Consider the following 17363-nt stretch of genomic DNA (forward strand, 5'->3'; position numbering starts at 1 on the left):
ATTTTTCTGCAGCATTATGGTTGAAGGTTTACGTGGTTAACCTAATTTGCATTTAATATTGTTAATTTCCCTTTCATTCCGTGCTGTTTTTTCCCATATGAAGTCCTGATCAATTTGATAAGATTTCAATTGTTTTACTATTTCTTTATGCCGTTCCTCTCCTTTTGATTGCATTTCTTGCTGGATACGCTTCATTTCTTGTTGTTCTTGTTTCATTTCTTGTTGTTCTTTTTTCACCTCCTGTTGCTCTTTCTTCATCTCCTGTTGTTCTTTCTTCATTTCTTGTTGCTCCGCCCGAATGGATTTAACATCTGATTGAAGAGTTTTTACATCAGATTGAAGGGTTCCTACCATTCTAATTAATTGTGATAGCATATTTTCAACTTTATCAACATTCATTTTCCTATCACCTCCTTCCAACTATTATATAACAAAGAGATCATTTTAAAAATTTCTTTTATTTGTGTCTATAAGACGGGGACATCATACTTTGGGTTTTGTGACGCATACATTGTTGGAAATTCTACCTTTTTTCTGTTTGTGGATCATAGATTTCTATTTGTGACTCATAGATTCCTGTTTGTGCATCATACTTTGGTTTTTGTGACGCATTCCCCGTTTGAAAATACTGCAAAATCGCGTCCCCGATTATAGAAAACGGGACATTGGACTTGTGGTCCGCCGCCCCATCATTATTTAGTGGATATCAAGCATCTTTGCTACTTTTGATGAAATTTTATTCTCTAATTGATCAGTAAATGGCTGCAGTCTCTTCTTAGCCGGCTTTGTTTTCAATGTACCTTCTAAAGTTGGACGATCATAATTTAAGCTTTGTTTACGTAAAATCGACGCCTTTGAAAAGTGTTTATAGATTTTCGCCTTATTTCCTGCTTCTATCGCGAGCTCTGTTCTGATAAATTCAATATCCGCTAATACCATATCTCTTAATGCTTTCACAAAAGGTGTTAACTCTGTTTTCAGCTTTTTATTTTTAGTTTTTGCTAAAAATCCATTCGCAGCATCTGCAATTTTTTTGAGTTCGTTTATCGTTTCCGGCGCAACTTTTTTTAATGATTTTCCGTTATTCAATTTGGATGTGATGGTCTCGAGCAATTCTTTTATATCTTCACTTTCAGAGAGGGTAAGACCATTAGGGTTAGCATCCGACATATGTTTTGCTAATGTATGCAGCTGTTTCGTTGCATTTGGTTCAATATATTTAAAGCTGTCATCCCAACTTTTTTGAGCGTTAAAGTCTTTCGTATTCCATGAATAATCTGCAATCGCAAAAAGAGCGATTTTCGATGCTTCCGCTTCTTGCATTGGATTTGTTACAGCACCGGAAAGATTCTTAATTCCCGGTTGAAGCATTTCTCCTTTTCCTAAAAATACGCGTGACATATCCACATCATTGACTGGCCAGTTTAGCCAGAATAAGGGATCTCTTCTTTCGACACCATCATTGCTCTTATTTTTAAACGTATCAATGGTAGATTGCTCAATTGGTGCACATGTCGTTGACCCAGTCCAGAAGATTTGAATGTCTTTAGGAAATCCTTTTTCATAAGCATTCAACTCTGAAGGATTCCAAGCCCAACCGGAATTATAGCTTGCTGGACAGTACAAAATATCATAGACATCTCCTTTTGCTTTTGCCCAATCATGTACGGAATTCATTAAGGAAACAACATAATCGGTTGGCAGACTGCCGACATCATCGCCTAAAACACCGAATTGCCGAACTCCTACATCGTATAATTGATCGAATTTAGCCAGCATTTTTTTCGTATTTTCCTCTAGTTTTAACATCGGGTCTCCGCCAGATTGGGCAATTTTAGCAACTTCACCTAACGGGGAAATCGTCCAAACAAACCGTGTCTTGTTTTCATTTCCGACTTGTGCCATTTCCTTAATTTCGGATAACTTTTCAGCGGGATATAATTCATCCCATTTTTCCCTATGATAAGGATCATCTTTTGGAGCAAAAATATAAGACGTCATTTTATATTTTCCGCCAAATCTCATCAATGACATTCGGTCTTCATTGCTCCAAGGGATTCCGTAATATCCTTCTATAAATCCTCTGATTTTTGTGTTTGCAAAGTCTTGAATCGATAAGTTTCGTACTTTTTTGTTTTTTAACTGTCCTAAAATAGCGTCAAGGGTTACAACACCATAAAAGCTTGCATCTGTATCTTTTCCTAAAATTGTAATCGTATTATCTTGAATTTCTAGTTGATAGGCATCAATTTTAGAAAAATCCACTCCTTTCCCTTTCAGATGCTTGGAGGCATATTGATCAACGGGACCGTTTGAACTCTTCGTCCCAACCAATAGATTGATTCTATCAGCAGCTGGCTTCTTCCCTACTGTCGGGGTTGGATAACCATTTTGTTTCAATATAGTTTTTACCTTTTTTCTTGTTACGGAATCAATCGTATCATCGTAAATCACGCGGATCGGTTTGTTTAATTTCGTCTCACCTTTGTGATAGGATACTTTGTGAGGTACAGGGTATATTTCATACTCTAATGGATATTTTTCTTTTGCGGAGGTCGTAGGTGTTTTAATACTAATCACGGTGCTAAAAATCAAAGTGAAAATAATAGTGAGCTTAATCCAATGTCTTAATTTCAAAAATCTTCCCTTCCTTCTTCGCAATTTTATTTTCCATAATTGGTTTGTTCTAATGAAAATAAAAAGGCATAGAAAACAATTGGGACACTCCCAAGTTTGTTTTCCATGCCTAGTCCTGCCCAGTAACATGAAACCAATTATATACTCACATTCTAAAGCGCTTCCAATCCAAAGGTCAATATAATCTGATGAATTTGGTATTAATTTACTAATAGGGCAAGGGACGATTTCCTTGCTTTGCTTCATTTAATGGGTAGTTGGAAATAGGTGATAGCGTAGACGATGGACCATTGTCCCCTTTCTAATAAAAGCCTCACAATGTCCCTCTTTTAACTTGTTCAATCAATACGTCCATATTTCCTTCTATTGTACTCGCTTGTTGGAATAGTTGTTGAATGGTCTTTGCTTCGTTTTCTGAAAGCTGATAACTTATTTCCCTAAATTGAAGTTTCATTTGCTCTAAGATGCTTAATGCAGAGATATTATATATGATGACTGCCTCATATTGAGTGCCATTGAATAGGGCGATTTCGATGTATGGTTTGAAAGACTGGAGAATGTCCGGTAGATGGTCGATGATATTTGCGATAAGCACTTTCACATGTTCACATGTATCAATGGCAGTTGAAACCATCTGATCCATTTCTGAAATTTTCTCCCTCAGTCGATTATCAAAGGAAACAAAAGGAATACGAATCAAACTGGCTTCGAATTTCATGATCTTTACAATTATTTGAGCGTCATACAGGACATTAATTAGCTGATTGGTAATGGATCCTAATTGATTTAAAATTGGGTCCAATTGAGCAATCGTGTTTTTTGAGAATCGATTAAAATTATATTGAAGCTGTTCCCTGCGAATATCCATTCCCGCTTTCAAATAAGGTGATGGCTCACATATCACCTGTAGTGATGGGGTGATTTTCGTAGAAACAGATTCTAATCCGCCCCCTTTTCCATCCTCTATTCGATTTCCTATTTCAGTATCCAATTGTTCGAACATCTCTTTTACTTCTTCAGTTTGTGTTTTAAAATTTGAAACTTGTTTCAATACGGTCGCTTTATTTACGTCTATTTTTTCATAATGTGCTTTTAATTCATCGACAATACCATCTAGAAAATGATTATCGATTCCTTTAAAGAGAAGTGGAATATCCTTTTGGGTGATGGATGTAATGCATTCCTCTAAATCTAAAATTGCTTGACCTAATTGGGCAATTAATAACGGAAGATTCACTAAACATCCTTGTAATCGACTGATGCTGCTTAGGATTGATGTTATTTTTTCAGCAAAAGGGGAATGAAACAAATCTAGCATGAACCCACCGGCTGGGCTCACTTTTTTCAACATTGACATACCCAAACTTTCAACTTTAACAAATGCTAATAATTGATTGAGCATCGGATTGGATCTAAGTAATTCGTCAAATTGAATTTGGAGATTCGTCTTTCGGTCATCTAAATGACTTCCTTCCGATTCCACTGTCCGAATGGAGTGTTGCAAATAATCATCTGCAGTTTTGCACGATGCCATAACTTGCGTTTCCATAGCGGAAGCTAATTTCGCCATACTTTCTTCATTAATTTTAATCCTCTGTGAAGTCCCGACTGATTCATCGGTAAGCGGATCCCCTGTCCAAATATTCGTGCTGATATAAGCATCTGCCATGAAATGAATTTCCCCATATGAAGGAGTTCCCTTTTTTCCAATAGTTATTTTTTCTTTTATTGTATTAGTTTCTTCATCACTCACATAACCTGTATGATTATTGGCGAAAAATTTCAACCAGCTGATACCGAAATTGATTTTGATGTTTTTTCCGGGCATACGATTTTCGTACCCACCAGCCATTTCCGCTAGTGTTAAAGGATCATAGATTCCACAATAATTAGTGATATTCGCATGTTTATAGTCTTTCATTTCCTTTGCGACATCCGCTGGCAACATTGCTGGATCCAAAGTCACAGAGTGAACCTGTTCCTTGACCGCCACATAATTGGCCAATCCGCCTCCGAGTGAATTTCCTGCCACATGATCAATATGCTTATATTTTTTCTTCATTTCTTTATAATAGGCATGGGCATCTCTGAATTGATCAGCGGTTTTATCCGATAAGACTAAGCTTGCATCTGTCAAAACATCAGCATTGTTCTTTTCAGGTTGCGTGCCTTCGTAGATGATGGAGATTTCTCCTGTTGTATTATCAAGAACTACTGCTGCATCAAGGCCGGATGGAAGGGTGTCATAATTTGTGTCTAGAACCTTATATTCGGTTTTGTTAACCTCTACAACACTGTTTCTTGGTGGATGTTTGTAAATACTAAATCCACTCAACTGTACTAAATTCTGGTCAGGTGTTTGTTTTAAATGAATAAAAGTATTTTCCATTTAATCACCTACTTATAAAGTTTAATAAGGATTTCATCAATTCCCGGAGTTGTTCCTTGATAACTCTTATCTAATCCTGTTTTTTTGTTAATTTCATTACTTTGATTAAAAACGGCATAATTTCCAGGGGGTAATCCTTTTGTCTGTTTAAACTCTCGAATAATGTCATTTGCGAGCTTTTTCTCAGGATTACTATTTCTTTTTTTCATATAAAATGTTAATGAAATTTCTATGCAATTCTTATCTGGAGCATATTCACTTTCAAATTGTTGTTTGAATATTAATTCCCGCAAATCACTTTTTTGGATACTATGATTCTTCATATAGGCGTTATAAGCAAGCGGAAAATCCATGGATAATGTGCTTGTATAATAATAAGGGGTTGTATATCCCGTGTCCCTTGTGTTGTTCACGGCCTCTTGCCTCATCCCAACCACAGGGTATTTCTTCGCAATCATTTCACAAAACTCATCCAGCTTTTTAAATTCCTTTTCATACGCCATCACATAAAGCCCTGACATGATAGCCCCTTCCACAGAGCCTTCATATGCGAAAACATCATCGGATATTTTATTATTTTCTATATTCACACCGACTACAACAGATGTATGAAAATAAGGTTCTTGCTTGGATTCAACAAACACGACAACAGCATTTTTTGCTCCAACAAGATTATGGGGTGTTACTTCTAAACCATATTCTTTTTTGAAAAATTGATCGACCACCTTAATAATCTCTACTCGGTGCTTTTTTGCAAATTCGCCTGTTTTTTCACCGTTATCAAATGAAAAACCTTGGCCTGTGTAGTCTTGGACAGGCATAAATATTTCATCTTCTTCTGCTTTTTTGTTATTGGTTTGACTGTTCATAAAACTGCATCCTCCTAACATGAGGCTAATACTGAGTAGTAAACCGATAGATAGTTTCCATCTTCTTATCATTTCTCCCACATCCCACATGTTTTGCTATTATAAATTTTACAGGATAAAAAAGGTAGGTAAAATAGGATAAAAGGCTTGTGGGTATATGGATAGAGGTTCTTAAGTAGAAATAAACATGTTTTGTTTTTTCACTAAAATGCTTTTGATTTTAAGTGGTTGTTATAAATACTGTATACTTAATTGCACTAAATCTTGATTAGGTGAATACGTTAATCGATCTTATATCTTGTAATTTCATCACCTTATTTATAAAGATTGATAATAATATCATCAATACTTGGAGTTGTTCCCTTAAAGCTTCTTTCATTCCCAGTCTTTTTATTTATTTCATTACTTTCTATAAAAATCCCATAATTACCAGGCGGAAATCCCATTTCCCTTTTAAATTCATTAATTACTTTATTGGCCATTTTTTCATCCGGTAAACTGCGAACTTTATTCACATAAAATGACAATGAAATATCTACAGTATCACTTTCGCTATCATATCCATCTTCAAATTTCTGTTCATAAATTAATTGCCGAAGCTCTTTTTTTGATATGTTATGATCCTTCATATAAGCGTCGTATGCCTTTGGAAAATAATTATTTAATGTACTTGTATAAAAGAATGGTGTTGCATATCCCGTATCCATTGTATTGTTCACAGCCTCTTGCCTCATCCCAACCACAGGATATTTCTTCGCAATCATTTCACAAAACTCATCCAGCTTTTTAAATTCCTTTTCATACGCCATCACATAAAGCCCTGACATGATTGCACCTTCAACCGAACCTTCATATGCGAAAACATCATCGGATATTTTGTTATTTTTTACGTCCACACCGACTACAACAGAGGTATGAAAATAAGGTTCCTGCTTGGATTCAACAAACACGACAACAGCATTTTTTGCTCCTACAAGATTATGGGGTGTTACTTCTAAACCATATTCTTTTTTGAAAAATTGATCGACTACTTTAATAATCTCTTCCCGGTGCTTTTTTGCAAATTCGCCTGTTTTTTCACCGTTATCAAATGAAAATCCCTGGCCTATGTAGTCTTGGACAGGCATAAATATTTCATCTTCTTCCGCTTTTTTGTTATTGGTTTGACTGTTTATAAAACTGCACCCTCCTAACATGAGGCTGATGCTGAGTAGTAAACCGATGGATAGTTTCCGTCCTTTTTTCATTTTCTCACACCTAACATGTTTGGCTATTTTAAATTGGATTTTATTATGTTTACAGCTTTAAAAACATTATATCAAGCCAGAAGTTGTTCCTACGCTAGATACTTAGGGACAGTTTTTGAAGAAACAAGAAAATGTCAAATCACTTTCTTCTATTAAAAACTATCCCCTTTTATCGTCTTATAATAATTTCATCGATATCTGGAACTGTACCTTCATGACTTTTCTCTTTCCCAGAACTTTTAATTAATTCATTACTCCGAAGAGTAATCCCATAATTTCCTGGAGGTAGCCCCTTTGTCTTTTTGAAAAGATTGATAATCTCTTTCACCATTTCCTTACTTGGTTGGCCTTGTTTTTCTTCCATATAAAATGTAAGAGTAACAAGAAAATCTTCTTTATCAAACTTCTTTCTGTTAATTATATTCCGAAGTTCAGCTTTTGAAATTTGATGATGATTAGTAAATGCATCGAATGCTTTAGGAAAATCAGATGCTAGTGTACTTGTATAATAAAACGGAGTACTGTAACCCGTATCCATCGTTTTATTTACAGCCTCTTGCCTCATCCCAACCACTGGATATTTCTTCGCTATCATTTCACAAAACTCATCCAGCTTTTTAAATTCCTTTTCATAAGCCATCACATAAAGCCCTGACATGATTGCACCTTCAACAGAGCCTTCATATGCGAAGACATCATCGGAAATTTTATTATTTTCTATATTCACACCGACAACAACAGACGTATGAAAATAAGGTTCTTTCTTGGATTCTACAAATACGACAACTGCATTTTTTGCTCCTACAAGATTATGGGTTGTTACTTCTAAACCATATTCCTTTTTGAAAAATTGATCGACTACTTTAATAATCTCTTCCCGGTGCTTTTTTGCAAATTCCCCTGTCTTTTCACCGTTATCAAATGAAAATCCTTGGCCTGTGTAGTCTTGGACAGGCATAAATATTTCATCTTGTTCTGCTTTTTTGTTATTGGTTTGACTGTTCATAAAACTGCATCCTCCTAACATGAGACTGATGCTGAGTAGTAAACTGATGGATAGTTTCCATATTCTTTTCATTTCTCCCACATCCTACATGTTTTGCTAATTAAAATTTTACAGGATAAAAAAGGAAGGTGAAATAGGAGAAAAGATTCGTATGTATATTGAAGGAGGCTTTTGACAGGCATAAAATAGGGGAACGGTTCCACTGTTTTATAAAAACAAATATACCGTTCCCGTACTTATGTTAAATTTAAATCACCTTTTTCTCATTTAAAAATTTGGAATCACTTTTAACCATGACTTCAGTAAAATGATCTGGAGCTACTTTAGCTTTTATTTTCATAGCCAGTATATAGACAAGTCCAGAAACGATAATGGATTGAACAGCTGGTAGACCAAATGAATGAACATATTGTGTATAGTATCCGACAAACGTTCCCACTACTAAAGCAATTGTAGCCATCCAGTTCCACCCTTTATGATCAACCCATTGATGCTTTCTGATAAAAAAGAAGTCAGCCATCATAACACCACCAATAGCTGGGTATATAAGGGCGGTCATATAAAGGAAATCCGTAAAATAATCAAGAATACCAGCAAGGGCGATGACAATCGCAATAAGTGTTCCGGCTAAAGTAAGCAAGGCACGACCTTTATTTGAGTTAACATTTAACATATTAGCCAATGCAAGTCCCATACTATAATTATTCACTAATTGACTCGTCCAAGTAGCTAACCATAAAATGAGAAATCCCCACACTGGAAAGCCAAGATTCATCATAACATTTACTATATCCGCATCTCCAACACCAATCGACATAATTGCACCAACATAAAAGAGTGGGAAACCCACGGCAATAATACCTAATGGGATTAAGACATTATCCTTTACACGTGGCTTGGCATATCGCGTATAGTCAGATGCAATCACCCATTGAGAAACATTGATTCCAATAACTAGACTAATAGCAGCTAGTATGGTCATTTGGGGTTCTGGGCTCCAAGAGGCAATTGTATGCCAGCCTGTATTTTTTAATGCATAAAAAATTCCAAAAGCAATCAATAAGAGACCTGCTGGTACCGCTAAATAGTCTGTCCACTTCATCGATGAATAACCGATAATAGATGGAAGAGCGAAGAATAAACCTGCAATAACAGTTACAACCGCCCAAGGGAACCATTGTGTCTGATAATCGATACCAATCATGGCAGAAATGGCATTCCCTGCAACAGCCGTTTGCAATGCCCACCATCCCAATGATACGATAAAAATAGTTAAACCTACGATAAATCTAGCTTGATTAGCCCCAAAACTAGTTCGTGCAATAACTGAAGAAGTTCGTCCTGTTTTCGCCCCAATATATCCTTGCAAAGCATTACCAATCCATTGAAAAACAAATAAGGCAATGAGTAAAATCCAAAATATTTTACCTAGTCCAAAGCTGGCAGCTAACGAAGCCCCCACCATTAATACGGGAATAGTAAATTCTAGTCCACCAAAAATAACTGCTGGAGAAATCCAATGTTGCCTTTCATTCAAAGGCACTGCCGAAAGCGCCTCATCTTTTCCGCCTTTTTTTAATGATACGTCCTCCATCTTCTTCAACCCCTTAACCATATTTGACGAACATCTTCCTATGAAAATAATTAGCAATATTCTGTTAAATTATAGTGTGAAAAAAACCTTGTCAAGCAAGGTCTTTTTCCATAGGTTTCTATCCAACTAGCACCCATACAATTTCACAATCTTCATCTCCATCATTATAGGCAATATGTTCTTGCCCAGCTGGAATGAATGTTGCTTCACCACTTGTGACTTTAAACGTTTTACCTATTGTTTCAGTAACAATGGAACCTTTTATCACAATTGAATACTCATTTTCTTGATGATTTGAAACACCTGTCAATGGCACCCGCTTCCCCGGTGGAATAACGACCGTACCCATTTTCATTGATCCCGACAAAGCTTCGTGAGAAAAAACTGTTTTTAATGGAACGACAGCATTTGGATCAGCTGATAGGTTTTCAATTTTCATGACTTCCATACTATGCACCCCTTTGTTTGCGTTTATCTGTTAAATCTTCAACTGTAAAATCTTTTTCATTAATAATGACACCATATTCATCTTCGGCTTGTTGTATTGAAAGATATCCATTTCGCACATCTCTAGCTACTTTTTCTGCCGGTCGTTTGAATGGATCGCCATATCCACCCCCAGTAGCAGTGACTAATTTCACAACATCACCTTTATTTAATGGATACCTTGGAAAAATTCCATATGGTCCATCAACTTCACCATTTGCTTTTTCAATAAAAAATTCATTAGCTGAACCACTTTTTCCACCATTAATACCCCATGGCACAAATTTATTACGACCAAACGTTACAGAGACTGTTTGATTATCTGATAGTGCTCGATAAGAGCGTATGACTCCTGAACCACCAATGAATTCTCCCGCCCCTGCTCCATCAGAACGTAAGCTGTATTCATCCACCATTATCCCATAACGAGTCTCTGCTACTTCAACAGGAACATTGTATGTTTCACCATCACCAATACAGAATTGGCCCCTTGCCCCATCTTGTCCATCAGCTCCACCCCATCCTCCTACGGATGGTTCAACGATTAGAAACGGTTCATTTGTGTCTTGATGGATTCCAGATAGGACAACTGAACAAACCGATAATAAATGTCCAGCTGTTAAACGATGTGGTACAACTGGAGCAAGTGCTTTCCAAATCAAATCAGCCCCTGCCTGCATACTTTCCCAATAAATAGACACTGGAGCTGGACGCTCTGCAGATAGGACAGATCTTTTATCAGTAATAATTTCAAAAGGTCTGAACACACCATCATTTGCATCGACTGATGGATTGGTAATAGCTAGAAAAATGGCACGTACGGCTGAAACTAGCGCCGTATAGGAACAGTTTATCGGTCCCGGAACCTGTGGATGACTGCCACGGAAATCGGCAATGAATTTATCCTCAGTAATGGTTACTTTCACTTTTACTTTAAATGGCCCATTCCCAAAACCATCATCGTCTATATAGTCCTCTGATTCATAAGTGCCTTTTGGTAATTTGCTTAGTTCCTTGCGGGCAAGTTTTTCTCCGTGATCTAACAAATAGTCTACTGAAGCTAGAACCATACTTTTTCCATGCTTCTCACATAATTCCTTCACTCGTTTTTCCCCTGTCTTAAGAGCAGCAACCTGTGCCCACATATCACCTAAGGATAACTCTGGGAATCGTACGTTTGCTTGAATCATGTCCACAATGGCTTGATTGATTTTCCCTTCATTAAAGAGCTTTACACATGGGAATTGCAGTCCCTCTTGAAAGATTTCCGTCGCATCATTACTGAAAGAGCCAGGGTCTTTCCCACCAACTTCAGTCCAATGTGCCTTGTTTGCAGAAAAAGCAACCAGTTCGCCATCACTAAAAATCGGCATTACGAGTCCTACATCTGAAAGATGGGAACCACCACCTCCGTAGGAATCATTAATAATAATGATATCTCCTTCCTTTAAATCAGCTGAACCAAACTTTTGAAGTGTCTGTTTCACCATAGCCGATAGCATGCCGATAAAGCCTGTTACTCCATTCCCTTGTGTTAATAGCTGACCCTTTGCATCGAGAAGACCACTCGCATAATCAAGAACCTCATAAATAATTGGACTCATCGATGTTTTTGCTAGTGCGATGAACATTTCATCCCCAATGGCGATTAAAGAATCCTTAACGATTTCTAATGTGAACGGATCAACTTTCGTTTGAAGTTGCGTCATTTTCACTCCCCCCCCGTATCAATGATTAAATTTCCATATTCATCTACAGTCAGTGATTGGCCAGGATATAGAACTGTAGAAGCTGAGGTTTCTTCAACAATCGCAGGTCCCGAAATCTGTACCTCTTTATTCAATAATTGTCTGTGATAGATATTCGTTTCTAACCAACCAACTTCCTCAAAATATACTTGGCGAGTTTCCTTAAGGGCCTGTTCAAGGCTTCCGCTACTTGCCGATAGCTTTTTAAGCTGAGGTTTCATTACCCTTCCAAAAGCGGTTAAATGAAGGTTCACAATTTCGGCCGGTGTTCCTTCTAATTTAAATGTATAATGTTGTTCGTGAAGATCAGCAAAATGATTCACTACTTCTAAAATGGTCTCTTCTGTCCACTGTCCACTTGGTACTGGTACCTTTACTGTATGCTCTTGTCCAAGATATCGAATATCTGCATATCGGGAAAATATGACTCTACTTTCGTCAATATCTTCTTCTTTAAACTGAGTAAGAGATTTCGCTTCTAGCGAATTCCACTCTTTATTCAATTCTTTTAGATCTACCTGCAGAAGTCTCTTAATATATGTTTGAATGTAGTCATGGCGCAGGTCTGTCATTAACATTCCCCATGCAGAAAACACGGGTGAAGCAACTGGAACAATTACTTTCTTGACTCCTAGTTCTTTTGCTAAAGCAGGGGCATGCATTGATCCTCCGCCACCAAATGCGACTAAACTGAAATCACGGGGATTATGTCCCTTACGAATCGAAATTAACTTTAACGCGTTTAGCATATTGGAATTCGCAATCCGAATAATACCTAGTGCTGCTTCCTCAACCGAAAGATCAAAATAATCAGCTACTTTTTCCTTAATCGCAGTTTTTACCTTATCTAAGTCAACTGCATAATCGAAATTATCTGGTGAAAGACGTCCCGTTACTAAATTAGCATCGGTTGTAGTCGGCTCGGTACCACCCTGACCGTAAGCAACTGGCCCCGGCAAAGCACCGGCAGATTGCGGACCAACCTTCAGAGAACCAGCATCATCAATCCAAGCAATGGAACCACCGCCATTTCCAATTTCGACGATATCTACAACCGGTACTTTAATGGGATAACCTGCATTACGTTCGTCTTTTTCAATGAAATACTCAGTAGAGACCTTGACTTCCCCTTTATTGATTAACGAACATTTTGCTGTCGTTCCGCCAATGTCAAAAGCGATAATATTGTCTTCTCCAATAATTTCACCAAGAACGGCTGCACCATATATTCCCGCAACAGGGCCGGATTCTACCATATTAATAGGAGTTTGCTTTGCGCGACTAAAGGTAGTTGTCCCTCCGTTAGATTGCATAATGTAATTTTGACTATGTGTCTCATTTTCGAGTAGCTTTGTATGTAAACGATTCACATAGGATGCAGCAATAGGTTTTACATATGAATTAAGAACGGCTGTATTTGTTCGTTCATATTCGCGCCATTCCTGAGTTACATCATGAGAGGCTGTAACAGCTACCTCAGGCCATAATTCTTGAATCATCTTTACTGTTTCAATTTCATGGACTGGATTCACATATGAATGAAGGTATGAGACAGCAATAGCTTCCACATTCTCTTTTTGAAAATATAAGATAATATCTTTCAATTGCTCTTTATTTAATCGAGAAACAACTTCTCCTTTGTAATTTAAACGTTCATCTATTTCTTGACGTAAGTATCGTTCAACAAATGGCTCAGGTTTTTTATATCGAACATTGAAAAGATCCGGCCTATTTCCTCTAGCAATCTCAAGAACGTCACGGAAGCCTTTTGTAGTAATTAAACCTGTTTTCACTCCTTTTCTTTCCGTTAATGCATTAATGATGACCGTCGTACCGTGGATAAATGTTTGAATGGCTGTTTGATCAATTTGACTTTTTTCAATAACATCGATGACACCTTTTTCAAAATTTGGTGGTGTGGTATGGCTTTTGGCTACACCAATTTCTCCATCTTCATTTACATAAACTAAATCGGTAAACGTTCCACCAATATCTGTAGCTACTCGCATTGACTAATTCCACCTTTCTATGAATAATCAAATTTTCTAGTATTACGTTTTATGAACGGACAAATTGAAGCATTGTCACAAGTGAGCGTTTCCTACTACAACTACCTTGATTCTTCCTGTTAAAAAATCACTGGGGTCAAGACACTAAGAAGTATCGCTTCCTCATTTGATGGGTTTTCAACAGTATGTGGAATCGTTGAAGGGAAATGAATAGAATCTCCTTTTCGAACTAAATACTCTTCACCTTCTAATTGAAAAACAACCATTCCTTCTACTACGTAATAAAACTCCTCACCAGGGTGGCCAAATTTCTGTGTTTGCTTTTGATTAGGTGTAAGCGTGACTAAGATTGGTTCTAGTAATCTACCAGCAAACTCACCATTCTTTCTTACATAAGTAAACTCTGAGCCTTTAATATTGAACGGATGATGTTCATTTGCCTTAACTACATATTTTTGATTCGATGTTTCTTCAAAAAATTCTGCCATTTTTGTGTTTAATGCATCCGCAATTTTCTTTAAGGATGTAATAGCTAGAGATGTAGTCCCCCTTTCAACCTGAGATAAGAAACTAATGGAAAGCTCTGTCCGTTCACTAAGATCCTTCAAAGTTAATCCCTTTTGAATTCTCAATTCCTTGATTTTTTTATTAATTTCTTCCATGTTAAACTCCTTTTAAGAAATACAGGAAAATTACACTGATACTGAAATTTAATTAAAGTATTACTTTAATTGATTATATAGTATCACATAACATTTAGAATCAAAAGAAGATTCAGTTAATATTTTAAAAATTTTTTAAAGAATCTAGGATAAGGTATTTTATTTAGCTTTGCACAAGTAGGAATAATAATTAAAAATTATATTTAATTCTAGAAATGCCATTCAACATGCCCTTGGATACCTTGAAAAAGTCCCATTGCTTCAACTAGATATTTTTCATAGACTATAAATGAATAAGAAAATAACAGAATAGATGATTTACTGGAGGGAAAAAATTGATAAAAGCGATAATTTTTGATTTTGATGGATTGATTTTAGACACCGAGACCATTTGGTATGAGTCTTATAAGGAAACAATGAAATCGTATAAATGTGACTTACCGTTAGAACAGTTTTCTAAATGCATCGGTTCAGATGATACGGCATTATACGCCTATTTCAAGGAGCAACTTGGAGATGATTGCGATATTCAAGAAATTGAAGATGCCGCTAAAACCTTTTATGAGAAAAAAATGACGGCACCCGTAGCCCGCGCAGGAGTAAAGGAATATTTAGAGGATGCTAAGAAATTAGGATACAAAATTTCCTTAGCAACAAGTTCGTCCAAAATGTGGGTAACGAATTATTTATCGCAATTAAACCTACTGCACTATTTTGACATCTTAATTACAAAGGATGATGTCGATAAAGTAAAGCCAGCACCAGATTTATACTTAAAAGCAGTGGATTCTTTAAACATTAATCCTTCTGAAGCCATTGCATTTGAGGATTCACTTAACGGTCTGCAAGCAGCACTTGCTGCAGGTTTAAAATGTGTCATCGTACCAAATCCCGTGACGGAACATCTTGCTTTTGAAAATCATCATTTACGTCTGCAGTCAATGGCAGATATGAGTTTGTCTGAGGTTATTAGAAAGGTAGAGTAGCAGTTCTTTGATTCCATTCCTATAGTTACGACCTCTAATGACCTTTTTTACAATAACCTTCTTTCCCAATATAATGTAGAAAAGACCCACTCTTCGTTTGTAACGATGTTGAGGGTCTTTTTTGTACTACTTAACTATTAATATGGAAAATTCACAATTAGAAATTTAACATTCAACTACATCCGATCCGATTTATAACCTATATTCAACAAGTTCCTTGTGCTTTGCATTCAGCTGATTACTAATTCTCTCATATACTTTCAACTTGTTTAAAAGTAATCCCTTTCTGCCAGCAATCATTCTTGTTACCTCATCCGAGCTAGGACCACCTTGGATTTTTCTTATTTCCACAAAATATTCTGGAGAAATGATCTTCTTCCACTCTTCTTCAGTTAACGCTACATCGAAATATTCCTTGATAATCTGATTAATTTCTTTACTATCCCAATCATAAAGTTCTTTTTTCTCTTTAACCGTGACTTTCGAAATATGGCTAGCTATAGAATGGGCTTTTCTGAATGGAATATCAAAATCTCGTGCTAATGTATCCGCTAATTCCGTAATTGTAATGCTAGATTTTCTGGCCATCTTTGCCATATGTTCTTTGTTTACCTTCAATGTGCTAATAACAGCATACATGAGTCTCAATACTCGATTTGCATTATTAAAGGCACGATATAAATGTGGCTGCAGATCATCCTCCGTATCAACAATATCACCAAAAGGGGTATTGTGAATCATGTTCATTGCAGCTAGAGCATCCCCATAGGCACTACTTGCGATTGAACGAGAATGCTCGATGGAAACTGGGTTTCTTTTTTGAGGCATAATACTGCTTATTTGTACATAAGGATCCGCCACAATAAATGAGCCGAATTCTCTTGTTACGTGTTGCAAAAAGTCCTGAATCCATCTACCCGTATTAACCATTAATGTCATCAATGATGTTGAGGTTTCTAATATATAATCAGCACCAGCAATTGAATCATAGGAGTTTTCAATCACACGATCAAACCCTAATAATTCACATGTTCGATCACGGCAGATTGGAAAGCCTGTAGTCGTTAAAGCAGCTGCACCAAGTGGTGATTGATTCACCGTTTCAAAAGCCGACCATAAGCGTTTAATATCTCTTTGCAATACATCATAGACGGCTAATAAATAATGACCAAGTGTCGTTGGTTGTGCTGGTTGTGTATGTGTATAGCCAGTCATATATGTTTCAATATGCATTTCAGATAGATCTAGTAACGCTTCGCTTAATTGGTAGGCATTTCTAAGCGTTGTGAGAAGATGCTCTCGCAATACTAATCGATACATTGCAACACCCATATCATTTCGACTTCGGGCAATATGAATTTTCCCTGCTAATTCTTCACCAATTACATCACCGATTTTTGCTTCCATCATAAAAAATAAATCTTCAAATTGTGGTTGATAACATAAAGAAGCCGTATCCGTTTTTGCCACTTTATTGATCCCATCTAGCATCACCTTTGCCTCTTCAACACTAATAATCTTTTGTTCAGACAACATAATCACATGTGCGCGATGAATATCAAACATAACATGAAATAAGTAATCCCTTTGGTCATTAAATACAGGCTTTAATAGCTCTTCGACATAAGTTTTTCCTGGAAAAACATTACCTTCCTCTTTAATAAATTCATCCAATTTATTCATGTTAACACTCCGATTTCGTTTGCATTATTATTTTACCTATTTCACAA

General features: G+C 36.6%; 13 protein-coding genes. 1 reads left to right on the top strand and 12 read right to left on the bottom strand.

Going from position 1 to position 17363, the window contains the following annotated elements; all coding sequences use genetic code 11:
* Nucleotides 1-36: 36 nt before the first annotated feature.
* From MKY81_RS00680 to MKY81_RS00730, 11 genes are all read right to left on the bottom strand, one after another.
* A complete protein-coding gene (locus MKY81_RS00680) occupies nucleotides 37-399 on the bottom strand; it encodes a hypothetical protein (protein ID WP_066228120.1) in 363 nt (120 codons plus the stop codon).
* A gap of 297 nt (nucleotides 400-696) precedes the next feature.
* Complete coding sequence (locus MKY81_RS00685) at nucleotides 697-2637, bottom strand: beta-N-acetylglucosaminidase domain-containing protein (RefSeq protein ID WP_165797665.1); 1941 nt, start codon at nucleotides 2635-2637, stop codon at nucleotides 697-699.
* Between the two features lie 313 nt (nucleotides 2638-2950).
* Nucleotides 2951-5026: an SA1320 family protein gene (locus MKY81_RS00690; RefSeq protein WP_108072280.1), complete on the bottom strand. Its 2076-nt coding sequence runs from the start codon at nucleotides 5024-5026 to the stop codon at nucleotides 2951-2953.
* Nucleotides 5027-5034: 8 nt separating this feature from the next.
* Complete coding sequence (locus MKY81_RS00695) at nucleotides 5035-5895, bottom strand: DUF1672 family protein (RefSeq protein ID WP_181294668.1); 861 nt, start codon at nucleotides 5893-5895, stop codon at nucleotides 5035-5037.
* Between the two features lie 314 nt (nucleotides 5896-6209).
* On the bottom strand, nucleotides 6210-7142 hold the full coding sequence (locus MKY81_RS00700) for a DUF1672 family protein (protein ID WP_108072277.1): 933 nt from the start codon (nucleotides 7140-7142) through the stop codon (nucleotides 6210-6212).
* Nucleotides 7143-7311: 169 nt separating this feature from the next.
* Complete coding sequence (locus MKY81_RS00705) at nucleotides 7312-8220, bottom strand: DUF1672 family protein (protein WP_108072275.1); 909 nt, start codon at nucleotides 8218-8220, stop codon at nucleotides 7312-7314.
* 175 nt (nucleotides 8221-8395) lie between these two features.
* Nucleotides 8396-9742, bottom strand: a complete 1347-nt coding sequence (locus MKY81_RS00710) for a purine-cytosine permease family protein (RefSeq protein ID WP_066228135.1) — start codon at nucleotides 9740-9742, stop codon at nucleotides 8396-8398.
* A gap of 118 nt (nucleotides 9743-9860) precedes the next feature.
* Entirely contained in the window at nucleotides 9861-10190 is a 330-nt protein-coding gene (locus tag MKY81_RS00715; RefSeq protein WP_066228137.1) for a cupin domain-containing protein, read from the bottom strand.
* A 1-nt stretch (nucleotide 10191) separates the two neighbouring features.
* Nucleotides 10192-11937 (bottom strand): hydantoinase B/oxoprolinase family protein, encoded by a 1746-nt coding sequence (locus tag MKY81_RS00720; RefSeq protein ID WP_341116217.1) that lies wholly within the window; start codon nucleotides 11935-11937, stop codon nucleotides 10192-10194.
* A 2-nt stretch (nucleotides 11938-11939) separates the two neighbouring features.
* Nucleotides 11940-13985 (bottom strand): hydantoinase/oxoprolinase family protein, encoded by a 2046-nt coding sequence (locus MKY81_RS00725; protein ID WP_066228142.1) that lies wholly within the window; start codon nucleotides 13983-13985, stop codon nucleotides 11940-11942.
* Nucleotides 13986-14104: 119 nt separating this feature from the next.
* Nucleotides 14105-14647 (bottom strand): helix-turn-helix domain-containing protein, encoded by a 543-nt coding sequence (locus MKY81_RS00730; RefSeq protein ID WP_066228145.1) that lies wholly within the window; start codon nucleotides 14645-14647, stop codon nucleotides 14105-14107.
* Nucleotides 14648-14985: 338 nt separating this feature from the next.
* On the opposite strand from MKY81_RS00730, the gene MKY81_RS00735 reads away from it, so the two are divergent.
* Nucleotides 14986-15633: an HAD family hydrolase gene (locus MKY81_RS00735; protein ID WP_181294669.1), complete on the top strand. Its 648-nt coding sequence runs from the start codon at nucleotides 14986-14988 to the stop codon at nucleotides 15631-15633.
* 192 nt (nucleotides 15634-15825) lie between these two features.
* Here MKY81_RS00735 and argH read toward each other — a convergent pair whose 3' ends face one another.
* Nucleotides 15826-17316 carry an argininosuccinate lyase gene (gene argH / locus MKY81_RS00740; protein ID WP_066228154.1) on the bottom strand — a complete coding sequence of 497 codons (1491 nt, stop codon included), beginning with the start codon at nucleotides 17314-17316 and terminating at the stop codon, nucleotides 15826-15828.
* Nucleotides 17317-17363 lie beyond the last annotated feature (47 nt).

The organism is Heyndrickxia sp. FSL W8-0423 (assembly GCF_038009395.1).
Classification (GTDB): Bacteria; Bacillota; Bacilli; order Bacillales; family Bacillaceae_C; genus Heyndrickxia; species Heyndrickxia sporothermodurans.